The organism is Pseudomonas sp. W2-17 (assembly GCF_041060445.1).
GTDB lineage: Bacteria > Pseudomonadota > Gammaproteobacteria > Pseudomonadales > Pseudomonadaceae > Aquipseudomonas.
Genome location: NZ_JAUFNS010000014.1, coordinates 130,723 through 145,910, shown reverse-complemented (window position 1 = coordinate 145,910; position 15,188 = coordinate 130,723). Strand labels below are relative to the sequence as shown.

Genomic DNA, 15,188 nt, shown 5'->3' with positions numbered 1-15,188 from the left:
GCTATCAAGCAGGCCATCAATGTCGCGAGGCCGGCAACTTGAAGCCGGACACCGAGCGGCGCATCTCGCTGGCCATCTTCGCCAGATTGCCCATGCTCCGGGCGGTCGCCGCGGTGCCTGAGGTGGTCTGTGTGGTGGTCTGCTGGATCACCAGCATGGTCGAGGAAATCTGCTGACCCAATGCAGCCTGCTGCTGCGCCGCGTTGGTGATGCTTTCGACCAGCCCGGCGAGGATCTTCGACACGCCTTCGATTTCTTCGAGCGCGACACCGGCATCCTGCGCCAGCCGCGCACCGCGCACCACTTCCGCCGTGGTTTGCTCCATGGAGATCACTGCTTCGTTGGTGTCGTTCTGAATCGCGCGCACCAGGGTCTCGATCTGCTTGGTCGCCGACGACGAGCGCTCGGCCAGCCGCTGCACTTCATCGGCCACCACCGCAAAGCCGCGCCCGGCATCGCCAGCCATCGAGGCCTGGATCGCGGCATTAAGCGCAAGAATATTGGTCTGGTCGGCAATGTCATCGATCAGGCTGACGATGTCGCCAATCTCCTGGGATGACTCGCCCAGACGCTTGATGCGCTTGGACGTGTCCTGAATCTGCTCGCGGATGTTGTCCATGCCGGTGATGGTGTTGTGCACCACCTCGTTGCCCTTGTTGGCAATGGTCACGGACCGCTCGGCCACCGTGACGGACACGGACGCATTGGCCGAGACCTGATCAATGGACGTCGCCATGTCGTTGATGGCATTGGACGCCGCGGCGATCTGCAACGCCTGATGCTCGGACGCCGCGGCCAGTTGGGTGGCAGTGGTCTGCGTGTCCTTCACGGCGCCGAACACTTGCTCGGCGGTGAGGTTGATGGTCGACACCAATTCGCGCAGTTGATCGATGGAGTAGTTGATCGAATCGGCAATGGCGCCGGTGAAATCCTCGGTGACCGAGGCGGCCACGGTCAGGTCGCCGTCCGCAAGGTCTTCGATTTCGTCGAGCAGGCGCATGATCGCGTTCTGGTTGCGCTCGTTCTTCTCGGCGGTTTCGCGCAGTTGCCGGTTGGTTTCGCGCACCATCACCAGGCCAATCAGGATGATCGACGCCAGGGCCAGCAGGCCCAGGATGTAGCCGCCATAGCTGTAGGCCGCTCGGCCACCCGCCATGTGCTCGAAACTGTTGGCCAGCACCGAGGCTTCGTCGAGGAGCGTCTGCGAAAGGTTGAAAATGCTGCCCGACGCTTCGCGGACTTCCAGCAGCTCCGGCGAGGTTTCGAGGATTTCGTCGACCGATCCGGAGACGAACTGGAACAGCTCGGCAATCTCGGCCAGCCGCGCCCGCGCATCGCGGTCTTCGACCTGGGCGATTTTCAGGGTGGCGTTGCCTTCGAGCATGCCGTTGAGCACGCGTCCGAACTGGCTGGCATCGCGACCAAACGCATCGGCCGCCTGAACCGCAGTTTCATCGCCGGACAACACCGTGTTGACCGCGCCCAGTATCCGCTCGGCCAGCAGCGACTGGCGCTGGGCGAGGGCCACCTGGCTGGCTGGCGCACGGGTTTGAAGGAGGATGTCGACGACCTTTTCAGACTCGATCTGCAATTGCGGAATGGTCTCGGCAAGGGTTGCCGCCACTTGATGCAACGAGAGCACGGTCTGCTCACGGGCAAGAATCACGTCGGTGCTTTTGCGCAGGTTTTCCCAGTCGGTCTGCACCGCTTTCAGCTCATCGCCCACCGCAGCGGGCGCAGCAGGCAGGCCGGTGTTCTTGTCGCCTTTCTTCAGATACTGCCAGCGCGTGTCGAAGTCGTTGCGCGCATCGGCCAACAGCTTGAATGCCGCCGCCTTGCCCGCCGCCGCTTCCGTGGCGTTCTTGGCGATGCGCTGGGACAGCACGCGCAGCTCGCCGGCGTGGCCGATGTATTGTTTGTCGTAGTTGGACTGCGTGCTGAGGTACGCGAAGTTGACGAACAGCAGCATGATGAAAACGATGAGGCAGATGAACAGCACGACGATCTGCGATCGACTGCGCGCGCCTTCCAGTGACTTGCCAGTATTACTCATTGCTCAGGGCTCCGCCTGATGTTCGATTGAGGGAGGGCATCAGCCGCCTGGATTTGCACTGTTCGGCCCCGCGCATCAGAGCGCCACGTCCATAAACTCAGCCGACTGCACCAGCGCGCGCGGGCTGAACACCTGCCAGGCCTGCTCACGGACGAACCGTCCTTGTATGTAAGGCGCGACGCGGGGTTCGCCGTCGTGCGCCAGTTCAGGCATCAGACTCCGCTCGCTGAAATGCTGCATGCCCAGCACCTCATCAATCAGCAGACCGACGAACACACCCTCGTAGTCGATGACCAGCACGCGGCGGTGTTTGCGCAGGGGTGAGAGTTCGTGGCCGAAGAATGCGCACAGATCCATGATCGGCAATAGGCGGCCGCGCAGATTGGCGATCCCGCAGACCCACGCCTTGGCACCGGGCAACACCGCACAGCGCGGTTCGTGGAGGATCTCGTCGACCTCGCCCATGGGCGCCACGTAATGGCGCTCGCCCATGCGAAAGCCGATGCCGCTCCAGCCTTGCTGGCGGGTTTCCTGCAGCGGCAGGCCGGCAGCGAGGGAGCGGCAGCGCTGGTCGATATCGAGCAGCAGCTGGAAGGCGGTTTGTGACTGAGCCATGAGCGTCAGCCGGGGGTCAGCCCGCGAGCACCGCGTTCAGGGTTTTCATGAGGGTTTCTTCGTCCACCGGCTTGGTCAGGTAATCCCGCGCGCCCTGGCGTTTGCCCCAGACCTTGTCGGTTTCCTGATCCTTGGTGGTGATCATGATCACGGGGATCATGCTGGTGTCAGCGTCTTTGGTCAGCTGACGGGTCGCCTGGAAACCGTTCAGGCCCGGCATGACGATGTCCATCAGGACGGCATCGGGCTTTTCCTGACGGGCCAGGGCCACGCCATCGGCACCGTTCTCGGCCTTGAGGACCTGATGACCGTGCTTCTCCAGCATGCCGGTCAGCTTGTACATTTCGGTCGGCGAGTCATCGACGATGAGAATTCGAGCCATGGTGCTTCCCCATAGAAACAGCCGTCCCGCACGAGGGGGCCGGCATCAAGATAGTTGTTGTTCTACTGCAACGAAACCGGGCACGTGGGCCTTGATCGCACTGAGCAGTTCTTCCTTGCTGAACGGTTTGGTCAAAAACTGATCGGAACCGACGATGCGCCCCTTGGCCTTGTCGAACAGCCCGTCCCTTGAGGACAGCATGATCACCGGCGTGGATTTGAACGCCCGATTGTTCTTGATCAACGCGCACGTCTGATACCCGTCGAGCCTGGGCATCATGATGTCGACGAAGATGATTCTGGGATGATTGTCGGCAATCTTGGCCAGTGCGTCGAAGCCGTCGATGGCGGTAATCACTTCACAACCCACGTTTTTCAGCAGGGTCTCGGCGGTGCGACGAATCGTCCGGGAGTCGTCGATGACCATCACTTTCAATGGGGCTGAATGCTGTTCCATATCTGCTCTACCATCGCCGCGGCGAATCAGATGGGTTGCCTTCTGCCGGGCATCTGGTTTTGGGTCGGGATCATCGGGAGGCGCCAAAGACCGCTGGCGCGACACCGGATGCCGAGCCTTTTTAGCACACTCTCCACGGTCAATCCATAAAGCCTTGCCCCTTGACCCAAAGCCGGCGCGGCGCCACCCTGACGCCTATTTTCGGCCTGTCGTGGCCATTACCGATCAGAGGATATTACCCATGAGCATTCGCCTGGGAATCGTCATGGACCCCATCGAGCGCATCTCCTATAAAAAGGATAGCTCGCTGGCCATGCTCCTGGCAGCGCAAGCCCGCGGCTGGTCGTTGTTCTATATGGAGCAGCACGACCTGTATCAGGACGCCGGCCAGGCCCGCGCCCGCATGAAACCGCTGAAAGTCTTCGCCGACCCGGCCCACTGGTTCGAGCTGGAGGCAGAAGTCGACAGCGGTCTGGACGACCTCGACGTGATCCTGATGCGCAAGGATCCGCCGTTCGACATGGAATTCGTCTACTCCACCTATCTGCTCGAACAAGCCGAGCGCGCCGGCGTCCTGGTGGTCAACAAGCCGCAAAGCCTGCGTGACTGCAACGAGAAGCTGTTCGCCACGCTGTTCCCGCAATGCACGCCGCCCACGCTGGTCAGCCGTCGCGCGGACATCATTCGCGAGTTCGCCGCCAAGCACGGCGATGTCATTCTCAAGCCGCTGGACGGCATGGGCGGCGCGTCGATCTTCCGCCACCGCGTCGGTGATCCGAACTTGTCGGTGATTCTCGAAACCCTGACCAAGCACGGTCATGAGCAGATCATGGCGCAGGCCTATCTGCCCGCCATCAAGGACGGCGACAAGCGCATTCTGATGGTCGACGGCGAACCCGTGCCGTATTGCCTGGCGCGCATCCCGGCCGCCGGCGAAACCCGAGGCAACCTGGCCGCTGGCGGTCGTGGCGAAGCCCGCCCCCTGACGGACCGCGATCGCTGGATCGCCGCCGAAATCGGCCCGACGCTGCGGGAAAAAGGCCTGCTGTTTGTAGGCCTGGACGTAATTGGCGAGCACCTGACCGAGATCAACGTCACCAGCCCGACGTGCATCCGCGAGATCGATAACGCGTTCGGGACGGACATTGGCGGCATGTTGATGGATGTGATCGAGAAGAAGCTCCAGGCCCGGGCTTAACCCGGCTCCTTGTGGGAGTGACCGGGGTGGCGCTCCACCTTACTCACGAGCGGCGTCCCAGCCGCCGAGGATTCAGCGGATGCTCAGGCCGCTTCGCGAGCAAGCTCGCTCCCGCAGGATATTCGTCTGCTCGATGTATTGGGAGAGTCGCAGAACCGGTGGGAGTGAGCTGGCTCACGAGGAGGCCAGGACCTTCGCCCTCTTTGTGAGTCTTTATGAGCAAGCTCCCAACGGGAAAGGCACCGCCCACTAATCGGCCCGGTGACATCAAACGCCAAGCCAGTCCTGACATTGCGTTATCATGCGCGGCCTGAATTTTTGCGCTAGGTGAGTAGTAATGCTGGCACATGTGCTGCCGGAGCGTGGATGAACGCTGCGGTCGACGATGATCTCCCCCTGTCCCTGACCCGCACCGGCGTGCGCCCTGCCGATCGCCTCGGGTTTACCCTGATGATCGCCGCACTGGTGCATCTGGCGGTGATCCTTGGCGTCGGTTTCACCTACGTCAAACCGGAAAAGATCAGCCAGACCATGGAGATCACCCTCGCCCCCTTCAGAAGCGACACCAAGCCCAAGGACGCTGACTTCCTCGCCCAGGAAAACCAGCAGGGCAGCGGCACCCTCGACAAGAAAGCGGTGCCCAAGACCACCGAAATCGCCCCGTATCAAGACAATCAGATCAACAAGGTCACGCCACCGCCTGCCGCCAAACCGGTGATCAAGCAGGACGCGCCGAAGACCGCTGTCGCCACGAAAGCCCAGTCTCCACAGAAGACCGTGGCCAAGCGCGATGAGGTCAAGCCGGAAGAACAGAAGAAAGTCGCGCCGACCATCGACAGCACGCAGCTGAACAGCGAAATCGCCAGCCTCGAAGCCGAGCTGGCGGATGAGCAGCAGGCCTACGCCAAGCGTCCGAAGATCCACCGCCTGAGCGCGGCCTCGACCATGCGCGACAAGGGCGCCTGGTACAAAGAAGACTGGCGCAAGAAGATCGAGCGCATCGGCAACCTGAATTACCCGGATGAGGCGCGCCGCAAGCAGATCTACGGCAGCTTGCGCATGATGGTGTCGATCAATCGCGACGGTTCACTCTATGAAGTGCTGATTCTGGAGTCATCGGGCCAGCCGCTGCTGGATCAGGCGGCGCAGAAGATTGTCCGCCTGGCAGCACCCTTTGCGCCATTCAGTGGCGATCTGGCCGATATCGACCGGCTTGAAATCATCCGCACCTGGAAATTCGCACGCGGGGACAAGCTGTCGAGTAATTGATCCTGCACCTCAATACCGCAGACGCCTTTGTCCCCCTGTGGGAGCGAGCTTGCTCGCGAAGGCTGACGTCCAGACCCTGAATCTTGTGTGAGTGCACTGGCCCATTCGCGAGCAAGCTCACTCCCACAGGTCTGTCACTCGCCCTTGAATATGATTCATCCCCGGGCACCAGCAATATGAAACCTGACCTGCGTCGCGATTTATCCGCCCGCGAGTCGGTTCTGCCAGTTGTCACAACAGCCCCGCGACGCCACACTAGGGCTCATGAAAAACGTCTCTCCGTCGTACCTCAAACACCAGTTTCTGATCGCCATGCCCCACATGCACGATGAGAACTTCGCTCAGACCTTGACCTACATCGTCGAGCACAATGCCAATGGCGCCATGGGTCTGATCATCAACCGACCGCAAAGCCTGTCGTTGGCAGACATTCTGGAACAGCTGCGCCCCGAATTGCCGCCACCTGCGCGCTGCAAGGACATCCCCATTCACCTCGGCGGCCCGGTGCAAACCGATCGCGGCTTTGTCCTGCACCCTTCCGGCCAGGTGTTCCAGGCGACCGTGGACCTGGGCGGCATTTCGCTCTCGACCTCACAGGACGTCCTCTTCTCCATCGCAGACGGCTACGGCCCTGATCAAAATCTGATCACCCTCGGCTATGCCGGCTGGGACGCCGGCCAGCTTGACGCCGAGTTCGCCGCCAATGCGTGGCTCAACTGCGCATTCGACCCGGCGATCCTTTTCGACGTCGAAAGCGAAGATCGCCTCGACGCCGCTGCCGCCAAACTGGGCGTTAACCTCAATCTGCTGACCAGTCAGGCGGGTCACGCCTGATGGCCGGACTGCGTCTGTTACTGGGATTCGACTACGGCACCAAACAGATCGGCGTGGCGGTCGGCCAGGTAATCACCGGGCAGGCCCGCGAGCTCTGCACATTGAAAGCGCAGAACGGCGTGCCAGACTGGGACAAGGTGCAGGCGCTGATCACCGAATGGAAACCGGACGCCATCGTCGTCGGCCTGCCGCTGAACATGGACGGCACGCCGAGCGAGATGAGCGCCCGTGCCGAGAAGTTTTCGCGCAAGCTCAATGGCCGCTTCAACCTGCCGGTCTACACCCACGACGAGCGCCTCACCACGTTCGAAGCCAAGGGCGAACGCGCCTCTCGCGGCCAGCATGGCAGCTACCGGGACAATCCCGTGGACGCCATCGCCGCAGCGCTGCTGTTGCAAAGCTGGCTGGAAGCCAACACCGCGCTGTTTGAAATTTGATCCATCTACGCTGAACCGAATTCGATTTACCCAGGACGTTCGTGCAGCGCACGCCGGGGCACCTGAAGGAGCAACCATGAGTCTGCCAAATCCCGCCGAACTGATCAGCCAGATGGCGATTGATCTCAACGCGCACCTGAACAAACGCGGCATCCAGGAGCCTCGCTTCATCGGCATTCGCACCGGTGGGGTGTGGGTCGCGCAGGCGCTCCTTGAAGCCCTCAACATCCAGTCGCCGCTGGGCACGCTGGACGTCTCTTTTTACCGCGACGACTTCAGCCAGAACGGCCTGCACCCGCAAGTGCGCCCTTCGGAGCTGCCGTTCGAGATCGAAGGCCAGCATCTGGTGCTGATCGATGACGTGCTGATGAGCGGGCGCACCATTCGTGCGGCGCTCAACGAACTGTTCGATTACGGCCGCCCGGCCAGCGTGACCCTGGTGTCGCTGCTGGATCTGGACGCCGCTGACCTGCCGATCCGGCCGAACGTGACGGGAGCGACCTTGTCACTGGGGCCGAATGAACGGGTCAAGCTGTCCGGGCCAACGCCGCTGACGCTCGAACTGCAAGACCTTTCCACCGATTCCGCCGCCCTCTAAGAGTCCTTTGCGATGACGCCTCTCGACGCCAAGCGCCCGCTGCAACTGAACCATCAGGGCCAGCTGCAGCACTTTCTCTCCCTCGACGGTTTGCCCCGCGAACTGCTCACCGAAATCCTCGACACCGCCGACTCGTTCCTCGAAGTCGGCGCCCGGGCGGTGAAGAAGGTCCCGTTGCTGCGCGGCAAGACCGTGTGCAACGTGTTCTTCGAAAACTCGACACGTACCCGCACCACGTTCGAGCTGGCGGCCCAAAGGTTGTCGGCGGATGTCATTACTCTGAACGTATCGACCTCCTCGACCAGCAAGGGCGAGACGCTGTTCGATACGCTGCGCAACCTTGAAGCCATGGCCGCCGACATGTTCGTCGTGCGTCACGGTGACTCCGGTGCGGCGCACTTCATCGCCGAACATGTCAGCCCACAGGTCGCGATCATCAACGGTGGCGACGGCCGTCATGCCCACCCGACCCAGGGCATGCTGGACATGCTGACCATCCGCCGCCACAAAGGGAATTTCGAGAATCTTTCGGTGGCGATTGTCGGCGATATCCTGCATTCCCGCGTCGCACGCTCAAACATGATCGCGCTCAAGGCGCTGGGCTGCCCGGACATCCGTGTGGTCGCACCAAAAACCCTGCTGCCGGTGGGCGTCGAGCAATACGGCGTGAAGGTGTACACCGATCTGACCGAGGGCCTGAAGGACGTCGACGTGGTGATCATGTTGCGCCTGCAACGCGAGCGCATGTCGGGCGGCCTGCTGCCGAGCGAGGGTGAGTTCTACCGGCTGTTCGGCCTGACCACCGCGCGCCTGGCCGGCGCCAAGCCCGATGCCATCGTGATGCACCCGGGCCCGATCAACCGCGGCGTGGAGATCGAATCAGCCGTGGCCGACGGCGCGCACTCGGTGATCCTCAATCAGGTCACCTACGGCATTGCCGTGCGCATGGCCGTTCTGTCCATGGCCATGAGTGGCCAAACCGCACAACGTCAGTTCGAGCAGGAGATCGCCCAGTGAAGTTCAGCATCCTCGGCGCTCGCGTCATCGACCCTGTCAGCGGTCTGGATCAAGTCACCGACATCCATCTTGAAGCGGGCAAGGTTCTCGCCCTCGGTGCGGCGCCTGCCGGCTTCAGCCCTATGGAAACCATCGACGCCGCCGGCCTGATCGCCGCCCCCGGACTGGTCGACCTGAACGTGTCGTTGCGTGAACCGGGTTACAGCCGCAAAGGCAATATCGCCAGCGAAACCCGCGCAGCGGCGGCCGGCGGCGTCACCAGCCTGTGCTGTCCGCCGCGTACAAAACCGGTGCTCGACACGTCCGCCGTTGCCGAGCTGATTCTGGACCGCGCCCGCGAAGCCGGCCACAGCAAGGTCTTTCCGATCGGCGCCTTGAGCAAGGGTCTGGAAGGCGAGCAACTGGCCGAGCTGATTGCCCTGCGCGACGCCGGCTGCGTGGCGTTCACCAACGGCATGGTGAATTTCCGCAGCAATCGCACGCTGTGCCGCGCGCTCGAATACGCAGCGACGTTCGATCTGACCGTGATTTTCAATTCCCAGGATCACGACCTTGCTGAAGGCGGCCTGGCCCACGACGGCCCAACCGCTGCATTCCTTGGCCTGCCGGGCATTCCGGAAACGGCTGAAACAGTGGCACTCGCGCGGGACCTGTTGCTGGTCGAGCAAAGCGGTGTGCGCGCCCATTTCACGCAACTGACCAGTGCGCGCGGCGTGGCCTTGATTGCCCAGGCGCAGGCGCGAGGCCTGCCGGTGACGGCGGACGTGGCGCTGTATCAGTTGATCCTGACCGACGAGGCGCTGACCGGCTTCTCGAGCCTGTACCACGTGCAGCCGCCGCTGCGCACACGTGCAGACCGCGACGCATTGCGTGAGGCGGTGAAGTCGGGCGTGGTGCAGGCGATCTCCAGTCATCACCAGCCCCATGAGCGTGACGCCAAGCTGGCCCCGTTTGGCGCGACCGAGCCGGGCATCAGCAGCGTGGAGCTGTTGCTGCCACTGGCGATGACGCTGGTCGAAGACGGCCTGCTGGACCTGCCGACGCTGCTGGCACGCCTCAGCTCCGGTCCGGCCGCTGCGCTGCGCCTGCGGGCCGGAACGCTGATTGCCGGCTCACCTGCGGACCTGGTGCTGTTCGACCCTGCCGCGTCGACGGTGGCGGGCGAGAAATGGCTGTCGAAAGGCGAGAACTGCCCATTCCTCGGACATTGCCTGCCAAGTGCCGTGAAGTACACGTTTGTGGATGGGCGAGTTAGCTATAACGGGTGAGATGCCCAACCTCAGGCAGACGTTGATTATGTGGGAGCGAGCTTGCTCGCGAAGGCTTACTTTCAGCCTCAGAGAAAATGGCTGAATACACCGGCCCCTTCGTGAGCAAGCTCACTCCCACAGGTCCAGCGGGTAGGCCAAATTTCAAGTCGACGGCTGCCGACGTGGGAGCGAGCTTGCTCGCGAAGGCTTACTTTCAGCCTCAGAGAAAATGGCTGAATGTGCCGGCTCCTTCGTGAACAAGCTCGCTCCCACAGGTTTTGTGTCGCGCCCTGCCTTCAGCGATGACTCACCTCATCGTGGGGTCACCTTTCTCACTTCCACGGACGAGCCCAAAGCACCCGCTATTACCGGCGGGCGTTCTTCACCGAGATCTGGTCATTCAGCGTCCAGAAGTCGTACAGCACGCCCAGCAGCGCCAGACCTCCCGTGAACAGGTAAATGATCCCGGTGATCCATTTGCCCTGATACATCCGGTGCACACCGAACACACCTAGAAAGGTCAGCAGAATCCAGGCGAGGCTGTAATCGGTCGAGCCTGCGTTGAATCGCAGATCCGCTTCCCGATCCATCGCCGGAATCAGGAAGAAGTCGATCACCCAGCCGATGCCCAGCAGCCCCAGTGTGAAAAACCAGATCGTACCGGTCACCGGCTTGCCGTAATAAAAACGGTGAGCACCGGTGAATCCCACAATCCAGAGCAAATAGCCCATGACCTTGCTGTGGGTGTCCGGACGTTGGACGTCAGGTTGATAGGTGTTCATTGTTGACCTCGCTTGCTGCAATAGAAAAAAATATGCGTAAGTTTTGTGACTTTCGTGACGCCGTCCGACGTATGGCTTGAACCTCTTTTCAATCGTGCAAACCCTTGTTCTGCAAGGTGATCAGCACAGTGAGATGACGATTCTGCAGCCAAAACTGACTTTGAGGGCAGTAAATTGTTCGACAAGGGGGCTCAGAATTTCGCAAAAAGCTGTTATAAAGTTGCGCGCTGACCAACAAGAGCCCTGCCTAATGCGTCCATTTTTCAAGACATGGCTGACTATTTGTCTATTTATGCCACTGGCCGCCCACGCCACCAATCGTGAGCAAACGCTTCCACCGAGCTTCACCGGTTTCACTGCCAGGTCCGAGTCGCCGGAATCCGTTTCACGCAACATCGCTGCTCAACGGGCTGCAATGGCTGCACTGGAACAGACGGCTACTCCACTCGAGACCTCTGGCAAGCGAGCCAAAGCTGTTAAGGGGAAACCCTCCCGCAGCACTCGCAAGATTTCGCAAAACACTGTCGCCCTGGCCAACACGGCGCAGATGGGTACCAAACAGAGCAGCACCGTGGTCAACCGGGCCGTTAACGCCATCGGTACACCTTATCGTTGGGGCGGCACCAGCCCAACAAAAGGGTTCGACTGCAGCGGACTGGTGAAATATGCCTTCAACGACGTGAGCGAAGTCGATTTGCCGCGCACCTCCAACGCCATGGCCGAAGGTCACGGGCAGAAGGTAGACCGCAAGGATTTGAAGCCGGGCGACTTGCTGTTCTTCAACATCAAGAGCCGCACGGTTAATCATGTTGCGATCTACCTCGGCAACGACCGTTTCGTTCACGCGCCACGCCGTGGCAAATCCGTGACGATCGATACGCTGAAGAAGCCGTACTGGGACAGCCATTACGTCGTCGCCAAGCGTGTGCTGCCAAAGCAGCCGCCGAGTCAGAAAGGCACCGTGCGCATCGCCCAGCGCTGATCGCACAAGCCGTCTGGAAAACACTGTGGGGAGCGAATTCATTCGCTCCCCACAGTCGTTTGCACTTCTGATCAGAAGTTATCAGGCGTCTTCGCTTTCTCCCGCGCACTCTCGCGCGTGATCAGCCCCTTGCTGATCAGGTCCTTCAGGCACATGTCCAGCGTCTGCATCCCCAGCGCCCCCCCGGTCTGAATCGACGAATACATCTGCGCCACCTTGTTCTCGCGGATCAGGTTACGAATCGCCGACGTGCCGATCATGATCTCGTGGGCCGCGACCCGCCCTCCACCGACCTTCTTCAGCAGCGCCTGAGACACGATGGCGTGGAGCGACTCGGAGAGCATCGAGCGGATCATCGACTTCTCCTGCGCCGGGAACACGTCAACGATACGGTCGATGCTCTTGGCCGCAGACGTGGTGTGCAGCGTGCCGAACACCAAGTGGCCGGTTTCTGCCGCCGTCAGCGCCAGGCGAATGGTTTCCAGGTCGCGCAGCTCACCCACCAGAATCACGTCAGGGTCTTCCCGCAGCGCCGAACGCAACGCTTCCGCGAAGCCGTGGGTGTCGCGGTGGACTTCGCGCTGGTTGATCAGGCTTTTCTTGGACTCGTGTACGAACTCGATCGGGTCTTCGATGGTGAGAATGTGGTGGTGCTTGTTGCTGTTCAGGTAATCGACCATGGCGGCCAGCGTGGTCGACTTGCCCGAGCCGGTGGGACCGGTGACCAGAACCAGGCCGCGCGGCACGTCGGTAATCTTGCGAAACACTTCGCCCATGCCCAGCTCTTCCATGCTCAGGACCTTGGATGGAATGGTCCTGAACACGGCGCCCGCGCCGCGATTCTGGTTGAACGCGTTGACCCGGAAGCGCGCCACGCCCGGCACTTCGAAGGAGAAGTCTGTCTCCAGATCTTCCTCGAAGTCCTTGCGCTGCTTGTCATTCATGATGTCGTAGATCAGCCCCTGAACCTCTTTCTGGTCCAGTGCGGGCAGGTTGATCCGCCGCACATCGCCATCGACGCGGATCATCGGCGGCAGGCCGGCAGAGAGATGCAAGTCCGACGCGCCTTGCTTGGCACTGAAGGCCAGCAGCTCGGTAATATCCATACAGCTCCTCATCACATAGAATGCCGCAGACTTTAGCCCTGCTGGCGCAAATCAATGTCCACGATAGCAGAGAACATTTCAACGCTCGCCGAGCGAATTCGTAGCGCGGCGCAAGCGGTACAGCGCGACCCGGCGTCTGTCGGCCTGTTGGCGGTAAGCAAGACCAAGCCGGCGAGTGATCTGCGGGAAGCCTACGATGCCGGCCTCCGCGATTTTGGCGAGAATTACCTCCAGGAAGCCCTCGGCAAACAGGCCGAATTGAGTGACCTGCCCTTGATCTGGCATTTCATCGGCCCCATCCAGTCCAACAAGACTCGCGCCATCGCCGAGCACTTTGCCTGGGTGCATTCCGTGGACCGTCTGAAAATCGCGCAACGGCTGTCCGAACAGCGTCCGCCAGAACTGCCACCGCTCAACATCTGCATTCAGGTCAACGTCAGTGGCGAGGCCAGCAAGTCAGGCTGCAGCCCTGAAGACCTGCCCGCACTGGCCCAGGCCATCAACGCGCTGCCCCATCTGAAATTGCGCGGCCTGATGGCCATACCCGAACCCACCGATGACCGCGACGAACAGAACGCTTCGTTCGCAGCCGTCAGCACGCTGCAGGCGCAACTGGGCCTGCCGCTGGACACGCTCTCCATGGGCATGAGCCACGACCTCGAAGCCGCCATCGCACAAGGCGCGACCTGGGTGCGGATTGGCACTGCCCTCTTTGGCGCCCGCAATTACGGGCAGCCTTAACCTTTGCCCCACAGGAAACCGTTCATGAGCAAAACCCGTATCGCGTTCATCGGCGCCGGCAACATGGCCGCCAGCCTGATTGGCGGCATGCGCGCCCAGGGCGTCGACGCTGAGCTGATTCGCGCCAGTGACCCGGGCGCAGAAACCCGCGAGCGCGTGGCAAAAGAACACGGCATCAAGGTGGTCGCCGACAACGCCGAGGCCATTGAAGGCGCCGATGTGGTGCTGTTGGCGGTCAAGCCGCAAATGATGAAAGCCGTGTGCGAAGCGCTGAAGCCGGCGCTCAAACCGCATCAACTGATCGTATCCATCGCCGCCGGGATTACCTGCGCCAGCATGCGGGCGTGGCTGGGCGAGCAGCCCCTCGTGCGCTGCATGCCGAATACCCCGGCGCTGTTGCGCCAGGGCGTCAGCGGCTTGTACGCCACGGCGGATGTCACCCCGGCCCAGCGCGAGCAGGCCGAGACGCTGCTGTCGGCGGTCGGGATTGCACTGTGGGTCGATGAAGAAGCCCACATCGACGCCGTAACGGCGGTGTCGGGCAGCGGCCCGGCGTATTTCTTTCTGTTGATCGAAGCCATGACGGCCGCAGGCGTCAAACTCGGCCTGCCGGCTGACGTTGCCAGCAAGCTCACCCTGCAAACCGCGCTGGGCGCCGCGCTTATGGCGACCGGCAGCGACGTCGATGCCGCTGAACTGCGTCGCCGTGTGACCTCGCCTGCGGGCACCACCGAAGCGGCCATCAAATCGTTTCAGGCCGATGGCTTCGAAGCAATAGTGGAGAAGGCGCTGGGCGCCGCTGCACATCGCTCCGCCGAACTCGCCGAACAGCTGGGCAAATAAGGAACCACTCATGAATGCACTCACCGGCGCCACGATTTTCGTCATCCAGACGCTCATCAGCCTGTACCTGACCATCGTTCTGCTGCGCTTCGTGCTGCAGCTGGTCAAAGCCAATTTTTACAACCCGCTCTGCCAGTTCGCCGTCCGTGCGACCCAGCCGTTGCTCAAGCCTATCCGGCGCATCGTGCCGAGCGTCTTCGGGCTCGATACTTCCTCGCTGCTGCTGGCGATCGTCATTCAGGCGCTGTTGATGGCCTTCGTACTGATGATGACCTACGGCACCATCGGCGATATCCCGCACCTGTTGATGTGGTCGATCATCGGCATCACGTCGCTGCTGCTGAAGATCTTCTGGGTCGCGATGATCATCATGGTTATCGTGTCGTGGATTGCTCCGGGCAGCCACAACCCGGCCGCCGAGCTCGCCTATCAGATCAGCGAGCCGATCCTGGCGCCGTTCCGTCGCATCATCCCCAACCTGGGCGGCATGGACATCTCGCCGATCTTCGCCTTTTTGGCGATCCAGGTGCTGCAGTCCTACGTCATGCCTGAACTGGCGGCCTACGCCGGCATGCCGCAAGAGCTGTGGCGGTTGATCTGACTGCCGCCGCATGCAGCCAATGAG

At 61.6% G+C, this 15,188-nt stretch carries 17 protein-coding genes; 11 read left to right on the top strand and 6 right to left on the bottom strand.

The genetic code is table 11. From position 1 onward, the window contains the following. Positions 1 to 16 precede the first annotated feature (16 nt). The 4 genes from QWI20_RS18440 to pilG all read right to left on the bottom strand — a co-directional run bounded on the left by QWI20_RS18440 (position 17) and on the right by pilG (position 3,506). A complete protein-coding gene (locus QWI20_RS18440) occupies positions 17 to 2,053 on the bottom strand; it encodes a methyl-accepting chemotaxis protein (protein WP_369306654.1) in 2,037 nt (678 codons plus the stop codon). Positions 2,054 to 2,128: 75 nt separating this feature from the next. After that, the gene (locus QWI20_RS18435) at positions 2,129 to 2,668 is read right to left on the bottom strand and encodes a chemotaxis protein CheW (RefSeq protein WP_369306653.1); all 540 of its coding nucleotides are present in this window, start codon (positions 2,666 to 2,668) and stop codon (positions 2,129 to 2,131) included. A gap of 16 nt (positions 2,669 to 2,684) precedes the next feature. Then, positions 2,685 to 3,050, bottom strand: a complete 366-nt coding sequence (gene pilH / locus QWI20_RS18430; protein WP_065991171.1) for a twitching motility response regulator PilH — start codon at positions 3,048 to 3,050, stop codon at positions 2,685 to 2,687. 45 nt (positions 3,051 to 3,095) lie between these two features. Next, complete coding sequence (pilG, locus tag QWI20_RS18425; protein WP_065991170.1) at positions 3,096 to 3,506, bottom strand: twitching motility response regulator PilG; 411 nt, start codon at positions 3,504 to 3,506, stop codon at positions 3,096 to 3,098. Positions 3,507 to 3,747: 241 nt separating this feature from the next. Here pilG and gshB point away from each other — a divergent pair, with 241 nt between their 5' ends. The 7 genes from gshB (at position 3,748) to QWI20_RS18390 (ending at position 10,127) form a co-directional block, all read left to right on the top strand. Continuing rightward, positions 3,748 to 4,704, top strand: a complete 957-nt coding sequence (gene gshB, locus QWI20_RS18420; RefSeq protein ID WP_122536406.1) for a glutathione synthase — start codon at positions 3,748 to 3,750, stop codon at positions 4,702 to 4,704. A 366-nt stretch (positions 4,705 to 5,070) separates the two neighbouring features. Beyond that, positions 5,071 to 5,973, top strand: a complete 903-nt coding sequence (locus tag QWI20_RS18415) for an energy transducer TonB (protein WP_369306652.1) — start codon at positions 5,071 to 5,073, stop codon at positions 5,971 to 5,973. Positions 5,974 to 6,237: 264 nt separating this feature from the next. Then, positions 6,238 to 6,807, top strand: coding sequence for a YqgE/AlgH family protein (locus tag QWI20_RS18410; protein ID WP_369306651.1), 570 nt, complete (start codon positions 6,238 to 6,240; stop codon positions 6,805 to 6,807). After that, complete coding sequence (gene ruvX, locus QWI20_RS18405) at positions 6,807 to 7,244, top strand: Holliday junction resolvase RuvX (RefSeq protein ID WP_369306650.1); 438 nt, start codon at positions 6,807 to 6,809, stop codon at positions 7,242 to 7,244. The genes QWI20_RS18410 and ruvX overlap by 1 nt, the downstream gene beginning before the upstream one ends. Positions 7,245 to 7,320: 76 nt before the next feature. Beyond that, complete coding sequence (pyrR, locus tag QWI20_RS18400; protein ID WP_172610020.1) at positions 7,321 to 7,842, top strand: bifunctional pyr operon transcriptional regulator/uracil phosphoribosyltransferase PyrR; 522 nt, start codon at positions 7,321 to 7,323, stop codon at positions 7,840 to 7,842. Positions 7,843 to 7,854: 12 nt separating this feature from the next. Then, complete coding sequence (locus QWI20_RS18395) at positions 7,855 to 8,859, top strand: aspartate carbamoyltransferase catalytic subunit (RefSeq protein WP_192135527.1); 1,005 nt, start codon at positions 7,855 to 7,857, stop codon at positions 8,857 to 8,859. Next, positions 8,856 to 10,127: a dihydroorotase gene (locus QWI20_RS18390; protein ID WP_369306649.1), complete on the top strand. Its 1,272-nt coding sequence runs from the start codon at positions 8,856 to 8,858 to the stop codon at positions 10,125 to 10,127. Before QWI20_RS18395 ends, QWI20_RS18390 begins: the two co-directional genes overlap by 4 nt. A gap of 347 nt (positions 10,128 to 10,474) precedes the next feature. On the opposite strand, the gene QWI20_RS18385 is transcribed toward QWI20_RS18390, so the two are convergent. Further along, complete coding sequence (locus QWI20_RS18385) at positions 10,475 to 10,891, bottom strand: NINE protein (RefSeq protein WP_369306648.1); 417 nt, start codon at positions 10,889 to 10,891, stop codon at positions 10,475 to 10,477. 250 nt (positions 10,892 to 11,141) lie between these two features. On the opposite strand from QWI20_RS18385, the gene QWI20_RS18380 reads away from it, so the two are divergent. Next, entirely contained in the window at positions 11,142 to 11,873 is a 732-nt protein-coding gene (locus tag QWI20_RS18380; protein ID WP_133775605.1) for a C40 family peptidase, read from the top strand. Positions 11,874 to 11,944: 71 nt separating this feature from the next. On the opposite strand, the gene QWI20_RS18375 is transcribed toward QWI20_RS18380, so the two are convergent. Next, positions 11,945 to 12,979, bottom strand: coding sequence for a type IV pilus twitching motility protein PilT (locus QWI20_RS18375; RefSeq protein WP_369306647.1), 1,035 nt, complete (start codon positions 12,977 to 12,979; stop codon positions 11,945 to 11,947). A gap of 54 nt (positions 12,980 to 13,033) precedes the next feature. Here QWI20_RS18375 and QWI20_RS18370 point away from each other — a divergent pair, with 54 nt between their 5' ends. From QWI20_RS18370 to QWI20_RS18360, 3 genes are read left to right on the top strand one after another with little or no spacing between them, the layout of a single operon-like run. Then, positions 13,034 to 13,720, top strand: coding sequence for a YggS family pyridoxal phosphate-dependent enzyme (locus QWI20_RS18370; protein WP_369306646.1), 687 nt, complete (start codon positions 13,034 to 13,036; stop codon positions 13,718 to 13,720). A 24-nt stretch (positions 13,721 to 13,744) separates the two neighbouring features. Continuing rightward, complete coding sequence (proC, locus tag QWI20_RS18365) at positions 13,745 to 14,563, top strand: pyrroline-5-carboxylate reductase (protein ID WP_369306645.1); 819 nt, start codon at positions 13,745 to 13,747, stop codon at positions 14,561 to 14,563. 10 nt (positions 14,564 to 14,573) lie between these two features. Then, the gene (locus QWI20_RS18360) at positions 14,574 to 15,164 is read left to right on the top strand and encodes a YggT family protein (RefSeq protein ID WP_192172981.1); all 591 of its coding nucleotides are present in this window, start codon (positions 14,574 to 14,576) and stop codon (positions 15,162 to 15,164) included. Positions 15,165 to 15,188: the final 24 nt, after the last annotated feature.